Genomic DNA, 15,573 nt, shown 5'->3' on the forward strand with positions numbered 1-15,573 from the left:
CTGTGGGAGCGGCCTTGTGTCGCGATGGGCCGCACGGCGGCCCCAAACTCTCAGCCCTCCTGCTGCTCCTCGCGCCGATACGCCCACTGATACAACGCCGGCAACACCAGCAACGTCAACGCGGTAGAAGACAAGATCCCGCCAATCACCACCGTCGCCAACGGCCGCTGCACCTCAGCCCCGGTCCCGGTCGCCAACGCCATGGGAATGAACCCCAGCGAAGCCACCAGCGCCGTCATCAGCACCGGCCGCAAGCGCGTCAGCGCGCCCTCCTCCACCGCCACCCGCAACGGGCGCCCTTCTTCGCGCAGGCTACGGATAAAGGCGATCATCACCAGCCCGTTCAGCACCGCCACCCCCGACAAGGCAATGAACCCCACGCCCGCTGAAATGGACAACGGAATATCCCGCAGCCACAGCGCCAGCACCCCGCCAGTCAGGGCAAACGGAATCCCGGTGAACACCAGCAGGCCGTCCCTGAGGTTGTTGAACATCATCAGCAGCAGTGCCATGACCAGCAGCAAGGCCACCGGCACCACCACCTGCAGGCGCTCGGTTGCCGATTGCAGCTGTTCGAACTGGCCACCCCAGCGCGTCCAGTAACCCGGCGGAATCTGCACCTGCTGGATCAGCGTCTGCTCGGCATCCTCCACGAACGAGCCCAGGTCACGCCCCCGTACGTTGGCACTGACCACCACCACCCGCTTGCCATCCTCGCGACTGACCTGGTTAGGCCCCAGTTGCAGGTTCAACGTGGCCACCTGCGACAGCGGGATAAAGCCGATTTGCGCAGCGCCCACTGCAGCACTGGCCGGTACCGGAATCAGCAGGCTGGAAAGCCCGTCCACATCCGTGCGCAAGGTTTCCGGCAAGCGCACCACCATGTCGAAGCGCCGGTCACCTTCATACAGCGTGCCCGCGGTGCGGCCACCCACGGCAATGGCGATGGCGTCCTGCACGTCGCCCACGTTCAGGCCATGGCGAGCCGCCTTGTCGCGGTCGATGTCGATGGTCAGCACCGGCAGGCCGCTGGTCTGCTCGACCTTCACCTCGGACGCACCCGCTACCCCCTGCAGGCTGCTGGCGATCTGCGCGGCGGTGCGGTTGAGCACATCCATGTCATCACCGAACAACTTCACCGCCACATCGCTGCGCACGCCGGAAATCAGCTCGTTGAAGCGCAACTGGATCGGCTGCGACAGCTCGTAGTTGCTGCCCGGCACGCTGGCGGCAGCACGTTGTACCTCGGCGATCAGTTCGTCACGCGGCTTGCCGGGGTCTACCCACTGCTCGCGCGGGCGCAACATCACATAGGCGTCGGAGATGTTCGGTGGCATCGGGTCGGAGGCGATCTCGGCAGTACCGGTACGGGCGAACACCCGTTCCACTTCCGGCACCTGGGCGATGATCGCCTGCTCCAGGCGCTGCTGCATGTCCACCGACTGCGACAGGCTAGTACCCGGTACGCGCAGGGCCTGCAAGGCAAAGTCGCCCTCGCTGAGGCTGGGGATGAACTCGCTGCCCATGCGGCTGGCCATGACCCCGGACAGCACCACCAAGCTAGCCGCGGCGGCAAACGCCAGCTTGCGCCGGCCCAGCACCCAGGCCAGCACCGGGGCATAGCGCTGACGCGCCGTGCGCATCACCAGGCCGTCCTCCTCCTTGACCTTGCCGGTGACGAACAGGGCGATGGCCGCCGGCACGAACGTGACCGAAAGGATCATGGCGCCGAGCAGGGCCATGACCACGGTAAAGGCCATGGGGTGGAACATCTTGCCCTCGACCCCGGTCAGGGCAAAGATCGGCAGGTACACCACCATGATGATCAACTGCCCGTAAATCAGCGGCCGACGCGCCTCGCGGGCGGCGGCGAACACTTCATGGAAGCGCTCGCTGCGGGTCAGCATCCGGCCGTGGCGTTGCTGTGCATGGGCCAGGCGGCGGATGGCGTTTTCCACGATCACCACGGCGCCGTCGACGATGATGCCAAAGTCCAGTGCCCCCAGGCTCATCAGGTTGGCGCTGACCTTGTTGCTGAACATGCCGGTGAAGGTGAACAGCATCGACAGCGGGATGACCATGGCGGTGATCAGTGCGGCGCGGATGTTGCCCAGGAACAGGAACAGCACGGCGATGACCAGAATCGCGCCTTCGATCAGGTTCTTCTTCACCGTGGCGATGGCTTTTTCCACCAGGTTGGTGCGGTCATACACGGTCACCGCTACCACACCCTTGGGCAGATTGCGGTTGATCTCGACCAGTTTGGCGGCAACGGCCTGGGACACTGTGCGGCTGTTCTCGCCAACCAGCATGAATACCGTGCCCAGCACCACTTCCCGACCGTTTTCGGTGGCCGCGCCTGAGCGCAGTTCTTCGCCCAGGCCAACCTCGGCCACATGGCTGACGCGAATCGGCGTGCCATCAACACTGGAAATGACGATATTGGCGATGTCTTCGGCCGAGGTCACCTGGCCCGGTGCCCGGATCAGCAACTGCTCGCCATTGCGTTCGATGTAACCGGCGCCAACGTTACCGTTGTTACGCTCCAGGGCCGCGATCAGGTCGTTGAGGGTAAGCTTGTAGGCCGCCAGCCGCTTGGGCTCCGGTGCAATCAGGTACTGCTTGGCATGGCCACCGATGCTGTTCACTTCGGCCACCCCAGGCACATTGCGCAACTGCGGCTTGATGATCCAGTCCTGGATCACCCGCAGGTCGGTCAGGGTGTACGGGGTGCCATCCTCCTTGAGTGCGCCCTGTTCGGCCTCCACGGTCCACAGGAAGATTTCGCCCAGCCCGGTGGAGATCGGCCCCATGCCCGCTTCTATGCCTTCGGGCAATTGCTCACGGGCCACTTGCAGGCGCTCGTTGACCAACTGGCGGGCGAAGAACAGGTCGGTGCCATCATCGAAAATCACCGTGACCTGCGACAGGCCCGAACGCGACAGCGAGCGGGTCTGCTTCAGCCCTGGCAGGCCGGCCATGGCGGTCTCGATGGCGAAGGTGATGCGCTGCTCGGTCTCCAGCGGCGAGTAGCCAGGCGCGGCGGTGTTGATCTGCACCTGGACGTTGGTGATGTCCGGTACAGCGTCGATCGGCAGTTTCTGGTAGCTGTGGATACCCACCGCGGCCATCAGGACCACGGCCAGCATCACCACCAGGCGCTGCTCGATGGCAAATTGGATCAGGCGTTCGAACATGCAGGTGTCCCCGTGATCAATGGCTATGCTCGGCCGAGCCCTTGCCCAGTTCCGACTTGAGGACAAAGCTGCCGGCGGCGGCCACCTGGGTACCAGCCGCCAGGCCGCTGGTAATTTCCACATGGCCGGCGTCGCGGCGGCCGGCCTTCACCGGGCGGGCTTCGAAGCCTTCCTCGGTGCGGGCAAACACAACAGTCTGGTCTTCCCAGGTTTGCAGGGCGCTCTCCGGCACCACAACGGCGGCATTGAAGCGCTCGACGCTGACCGCGATATTGACGAACAGCCCGGGGCGCCAGGCGCCGTTGGGGTTGGCCAAGGTTGCGCGGACCGTGGCGGCGCGGTTCTGCTCACCGAGCAGGCTGCCGACGTAGTTGACCTTGCCTTCGACCTGAGCGCCCAGGTCCGGCGCGCTGACCGTGACATTGCGGCCGGTCACCACCTTGTCCAGGTCACGCGGGGCCACGGCGAAGGTGGCCCAGACCCGGCTCAGGTCAGACAAGATAAAAGCGTTGCTGGTCTCGTCGACCACCTCGCCCACAGTCAGGTGCTTTTCCACCACGACTGCATCGAACGGTGCGCGCAGCTCATAGCGGTTGCCAGCGCCGGCCGGGCCTACGGCGGCGACCTTCTGCCGGGCGTTGGCCAAGGCAATCTCGGCATCCTGCAGTACCTGGCGCGCCTGCAGGTAATCCTGCTCGGCGCTGATGCGTTCCTGCCACAGCTGCTGTTCGCGCTGGAAGGTCAGGCGCGCCAGCTCAAGGCGGCGCTGGGCGGCCTGTTGCTCGCTGCGCAGGTCGGAAATCTGCTGGCTGGCGATCACCGCCAGTACCTGGCCGCGTTTCACCGCCTGGCCCAGTTCGGCTTGCACCGCCTCGACCACGCCGGGTACACGCGGCACCACGTGAGCAGTGCGGTCTTCGTCGAAGCGGATTTCCCCCGGGAAGCTGAAGGCGGTGCCCAACTCACGAGGGCCGGCGGCAGCCAGCTGCACGCCGGCAGCCTCGATCTGGGCGACGGACAGGTGCAACTGGCCCTCTTCTTCGTCGTGCCCTTCCTCGGCATGGCCTTCGGCCGCCTTCTCGGAACCATGGCCGTGGCTGTCTTCGCCATGGTCGTCGTGCCGGGCCTGCGCATTCGACGCCTGGCCGAGGTTGCCGGTCCAGGCCAGCCCGCCCAGGCCGAGCGCGGCGATGGCGGCGACCAGAAGGGCTACTTTGCGTGGGTTAGTCATTGTTGCTCCTGCTGTTCAAGGGGGTGCTCAGGTCATCGAGGTCGCCATAGATCCGCTCGACCTGCGCCCGCGCGTCGGTCGCCGCAGCCAAAGCTTCCAGGTACAGCCCGCGGGCCTCGATCAGCGTGCGCTGGGCGTCGAGTACATCGAGGAACGCGAACTTGCCCATTTCAAAACCACGGGTGGCGGTGTCCACGGCCTGTTGCGCAGAGGGCAGGATGGTGCGGTCGTAGGCATCCACCTCCTGCATCGCCGTGTGCCACTGGCTGACGGCGCTGCGGGTTTCGCTACGCAGGCGCAGCTCCACGGCGTTACGCAAGTCACGCGCCTGGTCGGCACGGCGTGCAGCCGCCAGCACGTTGCCCTGGTTGCGGTCGAACAGTGGCAATGGCATGGACAGGCCAACTACATTCACGCGCTCGCGGTCCTCGCGGCTGTACTGGCTACCGAGGCTGACGGTGAGGTTGGGAATACGCTGAGCTTTTTCCGACCCCAGCGACGCGTCGCCGCGCTCGACCTGGGCAGCAGCCAGACGCCATTCGACCGTTTGCTCGACACGGTCGAGCAAGGCGTCGGCACTGGGCGCCACGCCAGGCGAAAGGTTGGCGGCCTGCAACGGGTCGAAGCTTGCCAGCGGGCTACCGGTCAGGCGTGCCAGAGCCTGGTAGGCCACACTGCGCTGGGTCTGCGCGCGGCGCACTTCAGCCTGGGCCTGGGCCAGTTGCACCTGGGCACGAGTGGCCTCCACAGGCGAGGACTGGCCAGCGGTCACCCGCCCCTGCACCACGCGCAGCCCGCGCTCGGTCAATGCCTGTGATTGCTGCGCCAGCTCCAGCGCAGTCTGCGCGCGCAAGGCGGCGTGAAACGCCTGCACCACATCGGCACGCAGGCCATTGCGCTGGCGCTCCAGGCCAAGCTGGGCAATGGCCTGGCCGGTACCGGCCACGGCAATCCGTGCGCCACGCTTGCCACCCAGTTCCAGCGGCTGGCTGAGGGTGACGGTGGTGGTGCTGGTGTCGCGGCGGGTGTCCTCGACCTCCCAGGAGAGCTCTGGGTTGGGGAGCAACCCGGCCTGACGCCGCTCGCCGTCGGCAATGCCGATTTCCCGGCCGGCTGCGGCCAGCTCCGGGTTTTGCGCAAAGGCGGCGGCGAGCGCCTGGGGCAGGCTCAGGCTCTGACTGGCCTGGGCGCTGCTGGCACTGGCCAGCACCAGGCAGAGCAAGGCGATCTTGCGGGGGATGGGCACGAACAGATTCCTCGTCGACGCGTGTAGGCGAAGCACTGTAGGAAGCCGTGGTTATCGAGGTGGTGGCGGGAAAATTACAATTCTGTAATCCAGCTGCATTTCTCTTTGCAGGAACAGCCTTGTGCTGCGAAGAGGCTGGCAATGCCATGACATCTACTACGGCAGTACCGGCCTCTTCGCAGCACAAGGCTGCTCCTACAGGGGGTATGTACATGCTGAGGGTTCGATAATCGCCCACTTTCCCGATGCAGCGGTTTAGTCCAATTGACTAAACTAACCAGTCGGTACAAAACTAGATGCATCCAACAACAACAAAGCGATGCTCGTCATGAAGCCCCTTATTCTCGTGCTTAACGGCCCCAACCTGAACATGCTGGGTACCCGCGAGCCTGCCCAATACGGCCACGAAACCCTTGCTGACCTGGCCCAGAGCTGTGCCGATACTGCCCATGCCAACGGCCTGGAAATCGAATTCCGCCAAACCAACCACGAAGGCGAACTGATCGACTGGATCCACGCCGCCCGCGGCCGTTGCGCCGGTATCGTGATCAACCCCGGCGCCTGGACCCACACCTCGGTGGCCATCCGCGACGCCTTGGTGGCCAGCGAAGTGCCAGTCATCGAAGTGCACTTGTCCAACGTGCACAAGCGCGAGCCGTTCCGCCACCTGTCATTCGTATCGTCCATCGCCGTCGGCGTGATCTGCGGTCTGGGCAGCCATGGCTACCGCATGGCCCTCAGCCACTTTGCCGAACTGTTCCAGGAGCGCACGGCATGAGCCAGCACGCCATCCTCGCCGGCCTGATCGGCCGCGGCATCCAGCTGTCGCGCACCCCTGCCCTGCACGAACACGAAGGTGACGCTCAGGCCCTGCGCTACCTGTACCGGCTGATTGATGCCGACCAGCTGCAACTGGAGGACAGCGCCCTGCCCGGCCTGCTCGACGCCGCGCAACACACAGGCTTCACCGGGCTGAACATCACCTACCCATTCAAACAGTCGATCCTGCCACTGCTCGACGAACTGTCGGACGAAGCCCGTGGCATCGGCGCAGTGAATACCGTGGTACTGAAGGACGGCAAGCGCGTCGGCCATAACACCGACTGCCTGGGCTTTGCCGAAGGCTTGCGCCGCGGCCTGCCCGACGTGGCTCGACGCCAGGTGGTACAGATGGGTGCCGGTGGCGCCGGTTCCGCCGTGGCTCACGCCCTGCTGGGTGAAGGGGTCGAGCAATTGGTGCTGTTTGAAGTGGATGCGGCCCGCGCGCAGGCCTTGGTAGACAACCTGAATGGCCATTTCGGCGCTGGCCGTGCCGTGCTCGGCACCGACCTGGCCGCAGCCGTGGCCAAGGCGGACGGGCTGGTCAACACCACGCCGGTCGGCATGGCCAAGCTGCCAGGCACACCGCTGCCGGTGGAGCTGCTGCATGCGGGATTATGGGTTGCGGAAATCATCTACTTCCCGCTGGAGACCGAACTGCTGCGTGCGGCTCGGGCTTTGGGTTGCCGCACGCTGGATGGCAGCAACATGGCGGTGTTCCAGGCGGTAAAGGCGTTCGAGCTGTTCAGCGGGCGCCAGGCGGATGCGGCGCGGATGCAGGCGCACTTTGCCAGTTTCACCTGATAGAAAAGTGTTGGCTTCTTCGCGGCGGTTCGACGCCTCGAAGAGGCCGGTACAGGCGAATCACCCTCGCTCATCCAGCAACGCCTGTATCACTTGTTCCTGCCCGCCATAATCCCCCTCGCCAAAGTGCACATGGCGCACCTGCCCCTTGCGGTCGACAAAGTAATGCGCCGGCCAGAACTGGTTGCCCCAGGCATTCCACACCTTATGGTCGTTGTCCACCGCCACCGGGTAACCGATACCCAGCCCTGCCACCTTGTTTCGCAGGGTGCCCACATCGTGCTCGTAGTCGTACTCCGGCGTATGCACGCCCACCACCACCAGCCCCTGATCGGCATAACGCCGCGCCCAGTCATTCACATGCGGCAGGCTGCGCTGGCAGTTGATGCAGTCCCAGGTCCAGAAGTCCACCAGCACCACCTTCCCCTTCAGCGCTGGCCCATCCAGCGGGGTCGAGTTGATCCACTGGCTGGCCCCCGACAGCGACGGCATGGCGCCATAGCTGTCACGGGCCATCAGGTGCCCGGCCAACCCCAGCCCCGTCAGCGCCAGGGCAATACCACCCACCTTCAGCATCAGGCGGCGATCAATTCTCATGGCAACCACCGGTGGCATAGGTGCGGTACTGCACGCTCTGCTGATGGCCGTTGGAGTCGAGGTAGTCCATACGGGTGTTCACCAGGCCGCAGGCGTTGCTCTGGTCGTCCTGCACCGACAGCACTTTCTTCACATCCAGGTGTTCACCGTAGCGGTACTGCATGGCACCGGCCTCGCCCATGGGTGCGGTGGCGGCCTGGGCGGCAATGGTGCCAAAGCTGAGCACGGCGAACAGGCTGGCGCTGGCGAAAGTCTTGAAGTTCATGGCATCTCTCCTGTGAAACGCTTGGCAGTGGGGCGTATTGTTCCCCGGTCGAGAGCCATTTGACGCCTGCCAAGTATCCCGTCTGTGTCACTCAACCCCGGGATGTGCGTCCGCCTGTAGCTGCATCCTTTTCGGAAAATATCGCAAAATCATGGAAAACCCCTCGCAAGCAGGTAGTTATAAAAAAGAAGGCGCCCATGAAGGGCGCCCCGGCTGTACAAACGGATACAATAGATTAAATGAGTTACAACCTAACGCTTGTTATCACTCACAGGTTCAACTTTATCGTGACGGCTGTATAACTCAGCCCTCGATGCACGTTCTGTCAACGGTCCTCTGTTTTCACCTTTACTGGAACGCTGAGTGGATTTATTGTCGCCATCACCCGAGCAACTACCGCTTTGAACGGTTTGCTTATCTTTCATAAAAACCTCGATAGAGCCACCTATTTCAATGGCTCATATTGTTCTTCAAGATGTGGAACGCTGGAAAAAAGCATGCTTTGTCATGCGATCTATCAGCACAGGGCTAGTGCAGCCAGGCGCGTCTCCACGGGGTATCCGGGCCGTCCGAATGGCGGCTGAATCTCGGTGCATTCGAGGCCAATAGCTTTGCTGCAGGCACTGGCTCGGCCTCAGTAACAGGGTCAGGATCGATGTAATTTTCCCGATCATCAGTTGGAGACTGAACAAGCCAATCATTGCGCAACAGTTGGCGATCCTGATCAATTTCCGGATCACTCTCCGGCGAGCCCTGCCCTGTCTGGTTTTTACCGTACATAAGCACCTCTCATAGGCCCAGATATTCTGAGCTTATTGAGTATGCGCCCTGCCTGAAAACAAGAAGCAGGTATCAGACCACCGGACACAATCTATAAGCCGCGCTTCATGAACAGGAAAATAACAACGATATTCTTTGCGCACTGTTGCAGTATTTAAAGCGCTTCATGATCCAAGCTCGTCGGCCTGGCGGGTATCGCCACGCGCTCGTGAGGCCTTCAACAGGAGTGTAAAACTGCCGGTGAGTTGATGACGAAGCTCTTTGGGCATGACAAAAGCGAAATGCACCAGCCATGACCCGTCACCCAGCAAAAAGCTCTCCCGTCGGTATTGGGTCACTTGTTGTTCAGAAATACCTATGCAAACGGCAATTACGCAGTCGCTCGGCTCTTCGCTCACGGGCGTGCCCCTTCAAAAATCGGTATTGAAGCGCTCGAATGGTGGTCGGTTCAGGCAGCAAAGGCAGGCCATCAAGGCTTGGCTGTACGTTCCTTGCCCCACTGAGCTTTGGCTACGCCATACGGGGTACCGGTGACACCGCTGGCTACGTGCTGGATATGGCCGCCATGCTGGAGGAACGTTTCGATTTGCTCGCAAAGGCGTTCGTGGGCTCTTTGGGCTGTGCCGGGGTATGTCTGATGCATGGAGGCTACTCGGTAATGAGCCACTGAAAGACAGTTACCCGAACGATCATTGTACGCTCTGTAGTGCTATCAGGCTCGGAACCCGCCGCGTACCCGGCTTTTATCGGCCAGGCGGTCAATGGCCAGCACAGGGCTGGCTGGCCGCGGGCCGCTTCAACCAGCCCCAGGCACGGTTCGGCTTCCCTGCCAGATACACTGCAATACAAACCCCGCAGGCAATCGCAAACGTGCCGGGTACACTGCGCCAACCCCACTCGAACAGGAACGCTGCGCATGGAACACGTCGATCACATCCTGATCGTCGACGACGACCGCGAAATCCGCGAACTGGTCGGCAACTACCTCAAGAAGAACGGCCTGCGCACCAGCATCGTCGCCGACGGCCGGCAGATGCGCGCCTTTCTCGAAGCCAACAGCGTCGACCTGATCGTGCTCGACATCATGATGCCTGGCGACGACGGCCTGCTGCTGTGCCGCGAATTGCGCGCCGGCAAGCACCGCAACACCCCCGTGTTGATGCTGACGGCCCGCAACGATGAAACCGACCGCATCATCGGCCTGGAAATGGGCGCCGACGATTACCTGACCAAGCCGTTCTCTGCCCGCGAACTGCTGGCCCGTATCAATGCCGTGCTGCGCCGCACGCGCATGCTGCCACCCAACCTCACCATCAGCGAAAGCAGCCGCCTGCTGCGCTTCGGCCAATGGCGGCTGGACACCACCGCGCGCCACCTGCTCGACAACGACGGCACCCTGGTGGCCCTGAGCGGCGCCGAGTACCGCTTGTTGCGGGTGTTTCTCGACCACCCGCAGCGGGTGCTCAGCCGCGAACAGCTGCTCAACCTGACACAAGGCCGCGAGGCCGACCTCTTTGACCGCTCCATCGACCTGCTGGTCAGCCGCCTGCGCCAGCGCCTGGGCGACGACGCCCGCGAGCCCAGCTGCATCAAGACCGTGCGCAGCGAGGGCTACGTGTTTTCGCTGCCGGTGCAATTGCTCGAGTCCCCCTCATGAAATGGCCGCGCACCCTGGCCTCGCGTCTGGCGATGATCTTTTTCACCGGCCTGGTGTTGGCTTATGGTCTGTCGTTCGGCCTGCAGGCCTACGAGCGCTATATCAGCAGCCGCTCGATGATGCTCAGCAACCTCGAACAGGACGTGGCGACTTCGGTTGCCATCCTTGATCGCCTGCCTGCAGCCGAGCGTGCCGCCTGGCTGCCACGCCTGGAACGGCGCACCTACCGCTATCGCCTTGACCAGGGCCTGGCAGGCGAAGCGATGGCCAGCAGTGACCCACCGATGGCCGCCGCGTCGATCGTCAAGGCCATTGGCAGCGACTACCGCCTGACCTTCCAGGAAATTCCGGGGCCCAATGCGCACTTCCAGGCGCACCTGAACCTGGCCGACGGCGCCCCCCTGACCATCGACGTGACACCCGCACCGGTGCCGGTAGCCCGTTGGTTGCCCGTGGTGCTGCTGATTCAGCTGGCTGTGCTGATGCTGTGTACCTGGCTGGCGGTACACCTGGCCATCGGCCCGCTCACCCGACTGGCCCAGGCAGTGGACAACCTCGACCCGGACCAACCCGGCGTGCAACTGGATGAAAGCGGGCCACGCGAGGTGCGTTACGCTGCCGTGGCCTTCAACGCCCTGCAGGCGCGCATTGCTGCCCACCTCAAGGAACGCATGCAGTTGCTGGCAGCCATTTCCCACGACCTGCAAACACCGATCACTCGCATGAAGTTGCGGGTCGAAGTGATGGATGAGGGGGTCGAAAAGGACAAGTTCGGAAGCGACCTGGATGAAATGGAACACCTGGTGCGCGAAGGCGTGGCTTACGCCCGCAGCATGGACAGCAGCACCGAAGCGACCTGCCGGGTCAACCTTGATGCCTTTCTCGACAGCCTGGTATTCGACTACCAGGACAGCGGCGCCCAGGTTGAACGCCACGGCAGCAGCGGTGCCCTGCTGGAGACCCGCCCGCATGCGCTGCGCCGGGTACTGGTGAACCTGGTCGACAACGCCCTGAAGTTTGCAGGTGCTGCCGAGCTGCAAGTATCACGCGAGGGCAGTACCACCATAATCCGCGTGCTCGACAACGGGCCGGGGATACCCGGTGACGAGCTCGATGACGTGCTCAAGCCGTTCTACCGGGTGGAAGGTTCACGCAATCGCAGCACGGGTGGCACCGGCCTGGGACTGGCCATTGCCCACCAGCTGATCCAGGCCATGGGGGGGCGGCTGACCCTGAGCAACCGCGAACAGGGCGGATTGTGCGCGCAGATCGAACTCTCCTGAAGTGCATCTGCGATCGTTGGCAGGAACGGCCTTGGATCTGGATCGGGCCGTTCCTGTAAAACGCGAGGTCGCCTCTACAAACAGATACACAACTGCATCCCTCTGACACACTGCAGATACCCCGCCTCGGCACACTCCCGGTCACACAACCACACCCCGGGAGTCCCTGATGAAAGCCTTCACCTTGCCCTCCGGCTGGAAGCTGTCCGCCGCCCTCGCCGGCCTGACCACCGTTGATCGCCTCGGTAGCTGGAGTGCCGACGTGCCATTACGGGTATTTCTGGCCTGGGAGTTTTTCGAATCCGGCCTGGAAAAATTCAACGGCAGCAACTGGTTCGCCGACCTGCAGTCCAGCTTCCCGTTCCCCTTCAACCTGCTGCCCCCGGAGCTGAACTGGCAGCTGTCGATGTGGGCCGAGTTGGTGCTGCCGTTGCTGCTGCTGTTGGGCCTGGGTACCCGGCTGGCATCGTTGGGTTTGATGGTGGTAACCGTTGTAGCGATAGCGGCAGTGCACTGGCCGGCGCACTGGTCGGGCCTGGCGGAGCTGGCCCAAGGCTATGCCATTACCGACCAGGGCTTCGGCAATTACAAGTTGCCATTGATCTACCTGGTGGCGTTGCTACCCCTGCTGCTCAAGGGCGCCGGGCGCCTTAGCCTCGATCATTGGCTTGGCATGCGGTTCGGCAGATGAGGGTCGGGGGGGGTGCTGCGCAGCCCCCAAAGCCTTCAAACTGTTCCGACAATGACGCCCTGCTCGCGCAATGCCTCCAACAATACCAACCCTTGCTGCACATCCCCGCCCAATGCCTGCAGCCGCTCTCTTCCAGTCCCCTGCTCCATCAGCAACCGATACGCCATAGGTGCCAACCGGGCAAAACGCACCTGCAACCGGGCATCGCGATAAACCAGCAGCAAGCTCGGCGATGCTGGGGCAGCCGTTGGCTGGTAGTCCACGCCAATGCTTTCCACCGGCCAACGATAGGCCAGCACCCGCGCCACACAAGACAACAACGGCTCTCCCGCCAGCAGGTCACCACCCGGGTCATGCGCCGGGTCCTCGGCATCGCTCAGGTACAGTTGCGCCTCGACCCACTCATAGTGCGCCAGCTCCAGCTGCCAAGGGGCGTCCAGCGCTACACGTTGCAAGTAGTCTACGAACGTCTCGGCAATTTCGGTAAACAACGGCGTCTGGCAACGGTAACTGGCGTAGAAATCACGTACTCGGGCGTGCCAGCGCTGCTCGCCCAACACCTGGCGCATGACCGGGAAGCTGCCAGCCAGCAACCCTTCGATGGCACCATAGAACAATTCACGGTAAACCTTCAGGCGCCGGGCCTCGACGCCGGGTGGCGGGGCATGGCGCTGTGGGTCGCGCAGGTGACGGGCCAAGGCATACTGCTGCGCACGCAGGGTCTCATTCATCTGCTTGCCCTCCGGCAGCGCATTGCACAGCACGCATACGCGCCGTCTCGGCCAACAGTTCGGCCAAGGGCGGGTAGTTGAAATCACGTTCAAGCACCGTCGGCTTTACGCCAAAGCGCACGCAAGCGCTGGCGAACAGGGCCCAGACATCCTCCTTCACGGCTGCCCCGTGGGTATCCACTTTGAGGTCCGGCGCTTCATCGTAATGCCCGGCAACGTGCATCCCGGTCACTCGCGCCGGGGGCAAGCCTGCAAGGAATTGCTGGGCGTCGTAGCCATGGTTGCAGGCGTTGACATAAACATTGTTGACGTCCAGCAGCAGGTCACAATCCGCTTCTTCGAGCACCGCCCGGATGAAGTCGAGTTCGCTCATCGCCTGATACGGCGCGGCGTAGTAGCTGATGTTCTCCACGGCAATGCGCCGCTCCAGCTGCTCCTGAGCCTGACGTATGCGCGCGGCCACATGGTGTACGGCTTCATCGGTGAACGGGATGGGCATCAGGTCGTACAGGTGACCGTCATCACTGCAGTAGCTCAGGTGCTCGCTGTACAGCCGCACCTGGTACCGATCGAGAAACTGCCGGGTCTGCTCAAGGAAATGGCGGTCCAGCGGCGCACTGCCACCCAGCGATAAAGACAACCCATGACAGGTGACAGCGAAGCGCTCCGCCAACTGGGCCAAGCCCTTGCCATAGGCACCGCCCACGGCAATCCAGTTTTCCGGCGCACACTCGAGAAAGTCCACCGCACCCGCCTCCATGGCCAGCAGTTCCGGCAACAGGCCACGACGCAAGCCTAACCCGATGTTCAACATCGCAGGAAACATAAAAGTTCTCCAACCAGCACAACGCCCCACCTGGCCAGCAGGAGGAGCGTTGTGGCGTTTCATGGGGTAGAAAGTCAGGGCTTGCCGGTCAGGTGGCTGAACAACCCATCAGGCATGGCTTTGCCATTGGCCTGATAAATCGCCTTGAGGTGATCCGCCGCTTCCTGCTCGGAGATGAAGCCGTCATGGTTGCGGTCGATCGTGTCGAACTCACGGGCACGGTCCTTGGCCACCGCCAGAAACTCATCGCGCGAGACCTTGCCATCGTGATTGCTGTCGGTTTTGGCGAACGAGGCGTCACCGCACTTGCCTTCACCACACTTGCCCTCAGCCCCGGCCTTGGCGCCGGCGCCGCATTTACCCTCACCGCACTTGCCTTCGCTTTGGGAAGCCTTGCCGCTCCCCCCGCACTTGCCTTCACCACACTTGCCCTCGCCGGCCACTTTGGCCGAGGCCAGTTGGTAACCTTGAGCCAGCGGCTCGACGGCGAACGCACTGTTGCTCAATGCCATGCTGCCGATCAGGGCGGCGCCGAGCAGACCGAGGGTGTTTTTTGCTTGAGTCATGATGCAGCTCCACGGGGGTTGGAAAGTGGAGCCATTAGGCCGTTGCTGTTTGTCGTGGATGTATCGTGGCAGGCGCACTTTTGTATGGCAGTAGGTCTGCAGCACAGGCAGATACAGTGCGATACACACCACCCGGCAACGGGCCCCAAGCTGCCTTGGGGCCCTGAGGCGTGATCAGTCTTCCAGCGGTTTGGGCGGGGCCGCTGGCTTGGCGGGCTTGGCAGGCTTGCTGTCCTTGTCCTTGGCTTGCGGGGCCGCGGCTACGGGCTCGGGCGCCGCCACCGCCTTTTCGCTGGCAGGCAGTTCATCGACCGCTTTGAGGATCACCTGTGGGTCGATGGCCTCGCCGGTCTCGTCGTCCTTGAGCATGTGCCGCTCACCGTCCTTGCCCACCAGAATCACCTTGGTCCCCTTGCTCGCACCCAGCTTCAGTTCCCGAATCAGGGCCATTGTGGTCTGCTGCTCGAGGTTCTTGTCCTCTCGCTTGCCCATCATGTTGGCGACGCTGTACAGGACAAGATTGCGCTCCTTGAACGCAGCCTGGGTGGCCGGGTCCTCGAGCGCCTTGTTCAGCCCTCGCAACGTAGGGTCGGCACTGCTGGGAGCGATAACCACCAATGGTCTGGCCTTGCCCAGTTCCTTGGCTAGAGGCGCATCACTGTCTGCGGCAAACAGGGGGCCGGCAACAGCAAGCAAAGTTGCGAGGGTCAGTGACCGGACAAGCATGCGTATCTCCTTATTGTCTCGATATACCAATGACTACAGATCACGGAGAAAAATCCGACAGGAGCCTAAACCACTTCATTCCAGAACGGGGTGTGCAAAAGTAACTGTCGATTTCCGAGCCACCTGAAGCCAAGACTACGGCGCTGCTACAAAC

16 protein-coding genes are annotated in these 15,573 nt (G+C 62.8%); 5 read left to right on the forward strand and 11 right to left on the reverse strand.

The genetic code is table 11. From position 1 onward, the window contains the following. Positions 1-50 precede the first annotated feature (50 nt). The 3 genes from ACN6NG_RS19090 to ACN6NG_RS19100 are packed head-to-tail and all read right to left on the reverse strand — an operon-like array spanning position 51 to position 5,674. Positions 51-3,197, reverse strand: a complete 3,147-nt coding sequence (locus ACN6NG_RS19090) for an efflux RND transporter permease subunit (protein WP_063427057.1) — start codon at positions 3,195-3,197, stop codon at positions 51-53. Between the two features lie 16 nt (positions 3,198-3,213). Next, on the reverse strand, positions 3,214-4,428 hold the full coding sequence (locus ACN6NG_RS19095) for an efflux RND transporter periplasmic adaptor subunit (protein WP_474315531.1): 1,215 nt from the start codon (positions 4,426-4,428) through the stop codon (positions 3,214-3,216). Beyond that, positions 4,421-5,674: a TolC family protein gene (locus tag ACN6NG_RS19100; protein WP_063427060.1), complete on the reverse strand. Its 1,254-nt coding sequence runs from the start codon at positions 5,672-5,674 to the stop codon at positions 4,421-4,423. The genes ACN6NG_RS19095 and ACN6NG_RS19100 overlap by 8 nt, the downstream gene beginning before the upstream one ends. Before the next feature lie 328 nt (positions 5,675-6,002). Between ACN6NG_RS19100 and aroQ the strand changes: the two genes are divergently transcribed. Together aroQ and ACN6NG_RS19110 are read left to right on the forward strand one after the other, a co-directional pair. Beyond that, positions 6,003-6,452, forward strand: a complete 450-nt coding sequence (gene aroQ / locus ACN6NG_RS19105; RefSeq protein ID WP_063427062.1) for a type II 3-dehydroquinate dehydratase — start codon at positions 6,003-6,005, stop codon at positions 6,450-6,452. Further along, a complete protein-coding gene (locus ACN6NG_RS19110) occupies positions 6,449-7,297 on the forward strand; it encodes a shikimate dehydrogenase (RefSeq protein WP_063427064.1) in 849 nt (282 codons plus the stop codon). Before aroQ ends, ACN6NG_RS19110 begins: the two co-directional genes overlap by 4 nt. 60 nt (positions 7,298-7,357) lie before the next feature. Here ACN6NG_RS19110 and ACN6NG_RS19115 read toward each other — a convergent pair whose 3' ends face one another. The 4 genes from ACN6NG_RS19115 to ACN6NG_RS19130 form a co-directional block, all read right to left on the reverse strand. Further along, positions 7,358-7,873 carry a thioredoxin family protein gene (locus ACN6NG_RS19115; protein WP_063427066.1) on the reverse strand — a complete coding sequence of 172 codons (516 nt, stop codon included), beginning with the start codon at positions 7,871-7,873 and terminating at the stop codon, positions 7,358-7,360. 10 nt (positions 7,874-7,883) lie between these two features. Continuing rightward, positions 7,884-8,159: a DUF2790 domain-containing protein gene (locus tag ACN6NG_RS19120; RefSeq protein ID WP_063427068.1), complete on the reverse strand. Its 276-nt coding sequence runs from the start codon at positions 8,157-8,159 to the stop codon at positions 7,884-7,886. A 944-nt stretch (positions 8,160-9,103) separates the two neighbouring features. Then, the gene (locus ACN6NG_RS19125) at positions 9,104-9,337 is read right to left on the reverse strand and encodes a hypothetical protein (protein WP_081238160.1); all 234 of its coding nucleotides are present in this window, start codon (positions 9,335-9,337) and stop codon (positions 9,104-9,106) included. Positions 9,338-9,408: 71 nt separating this feature from the next. Further along, positions 9,409-9,582, reverse strand: a complete 174-nt coding sequence (locus tag ACN6NG_RS19130) for a hypothetical protein (protein WP_353455055.1) — start codon at positions 9,580-9,582, stop codon at positions 9,409-9,411. Between the two features lie 273 nt (positions 9,583-9,855). On the opposite strand from ACN6NG_RS19130, the gene ACN6NG_RS19135 reads away from it, so the two are divergent. The 3 genes from ACN6NG_RS19135 (at position 9,856) to ACN6NG_RS19145 (ending at position 12,570) form a co-directional block, all read left to right on the forward strand. Beyond that, positions 9,856-10,596, forward strand: a complete 741-nt coding sequence (locus tag ACN6NG_RS19135; protein ID WP_016500464.1) for a response regulator — start codon at positions 9,856-9,858, stop codon at positions 10,594-10,596. Next, complete coding sequence (locus tag ACN6NG_RS19140) at positions 10,593-11,879, forward strand: sensor histidine kinase (RefSeq protein WP_063427071.1); 1,287 nt, start codon at positions 10,593-10,595, stop codon at positions 11,877-11,879. The genes ACN6NG_RS19135 and ACN6NG_RS19140 overlap by 4 nt, the downstream gene beginning before the upstream one ends. Before the next feature lie 169 nt (positions 11,880-12,048). Then, positions 12,049-12,570 (forward strand): HvfX family Cu-binding RiPP maturation protein, encoded by a 522-nt coding sequence (locus ACN6NG_RS19145; RefSeq protein ID WP_063427073.1) that lies wholly within the window; start codon positions 12,049-12,051, stop codon positions 12,568-12,570. A 35-nt stretch (positions 12,571-12,605) separates the two neighbouring features. On the opposite strand, the gene ACN6NG_RS19150 is transcribed toward ACN6NG_RS19145, so the two are convergent. From ACN6NG_RS19150 to ACN6NG_RS19165, 4 genes are all read right to left on the reverse strand, one after another. Continuing rightward, positions 12,606-13,301, reverse strand: coding sequence for an HvfC family RiPP maturation protein (locus ACN6NG_RS19150; RefSeq protein ID WP_041168093.1), 696 nt, complete (start codon positions 13,299-13,301; stop codon positions 12,606-12,608). After that, positions 13,294-14,127, reverse strand: a complete 834-nt coding sequence (locus ACN6NG_RS19155; RefSeq protein WP_063427075.1) for an HvfB family MNIO-type RiPP peptide maturase — start codon at positions 14,125-14,127, stop codon at positions 13,294-13,296. The genes ACN6NG_RS19150 and ACN6NG_RS19155 overlap by 8 nt, the downstream gene beginning before the upstream one ends. Positions 14,128-14,201: 74 nt before the next feature. Further along, positions 14,202-14,693: an HvfA family oxazolone/thioamide-modified RiPP metallophore gene (locus ACN6NG_RS19160; protein ID WP_041167788.1), complete on the reverse strand. Its 492-nt coding sequence runs from the start codon at positions 14,691-14,693 to the stop codon at positions 14,202-14,204. Between the two features lie 174 nt (positions 14,694-14,867). Further along, complete coding sequence (locus ACN6NG_RS19165; RefSeq protein WP_063427077.1) at positions 14,868-15,419, reverse strand: DUF4174 domain-containing protein; 552 nt, start codon at positions 15,417-15,419, stop codon at positions 14,868-14,870. Positions 15,420-15,573 lie beyond the last annotated feature (154 nt).

The organism is Pseudomonas sp. TSO6, from assembly GCF_056098905.1.

Bases quoted from the DNA above. Each gene is read 5' to 3' on its own strand.
- ACN6NG_RS19090 (WP_063427057.1), bottom strand. From the start codon at position 3,197: ATGTTCGAACGCCTGATCCAATTTGCCATCGAGCAGCGCCTGGTGGTG.
- ACN6NG_RS19095 (WP_474315531.1), bottom strand. From the start codon at position 4,428: ATGACTAACCCACGCAAAGTAGCCCTTCTGGTCGCCGCCATCGCCGCG.
- aroQ (WP_063427062.1), top strand. From the start codon at position 6,003: ATGAAGCCCCTTATTCTCGTGCTTAACGGCCCCAACCTGAACATGCTG.
- ACN6NG_RS19110 (WP_063427064.1), top strand. From the start codon at position 6,449: ATGAGCCAGCACGCCATCCTCGCCGGCCTGATCGGCCGCGGCATCCAG.
- ACN6NG_RS19115 (WP_063427066.1), bottom strand. From the start codon at position 7,873: ATGCTGAAGGTGGGTGGTATTGCCCTGGCGCTGACGGGGCTGGGGTTG.
- ACN6NG_RS19120 (WP_063427068.1), bottom strand. From the start codon at position 8,159: ATGAACTTCAAGACTTTCGCCAGCGCCAGCCTGTTCGCCGTGCTCAGC.
- ACN6NG_RS19130 (WP_353455055.1), bottom strand. From the start codon at position 9,582: ATGCATCAGACATACCCCGGCACAGCCCAAAGAGCCCACGAACGCCTT.
- ACN6NG_RS19135 (WP_016500464.1), top strand. From the start codon at position 9,856: ATGGAACACGTCGATCACATCCTGATCGTCGACGACGACCGCGAAATC.
- ACN6NG_RS19140 (WP_063427071.1), top strand. From the start codon at position 10,593: ATGAAATGGCCGCGCACCCTGGCCTCGCGTCTGGCGATGATCTTTTTC.
- ACN6NG_RS19145 (WP_063427073.1), top strand. From the start codon at position 12,049: ATGAAAGCCTTCACCTTGCCCTCCGGCTGGAAGCTGTCCGCCGCCCTC.
- ACN6NG_RS19150 (WP_041168093.1), bottom strand. From the start codon at position 13,301: ATGAATGAGACCCTGCGTGCGCAGCAGTATGCCTTGGCCCGTCACCTG.
- ACN6NG_RS19155 (WP_063427075.1), bottom strand. From the start codon at position 14,127: ATGTTTCCTGCGATGTTGAACATCGGGTTAGGCTTGCGTCGTGGCCTG.
- ACN6NG_RS19160 (WP_041167788.1), bottom strand. From the start codon at position 14,693: ATGACTCAAGCAAAAAACACCCTCGGTCTGCTCGGCGCCGCCCTGATC.
- ACN6NG_RS19165 (WP_063427077.1), bottom strand. From the start codon at position 15,419: ATGCTTGTCCGGTCACTGACCCTCGCAACTTTGCTTGCTGTTGCCGGC.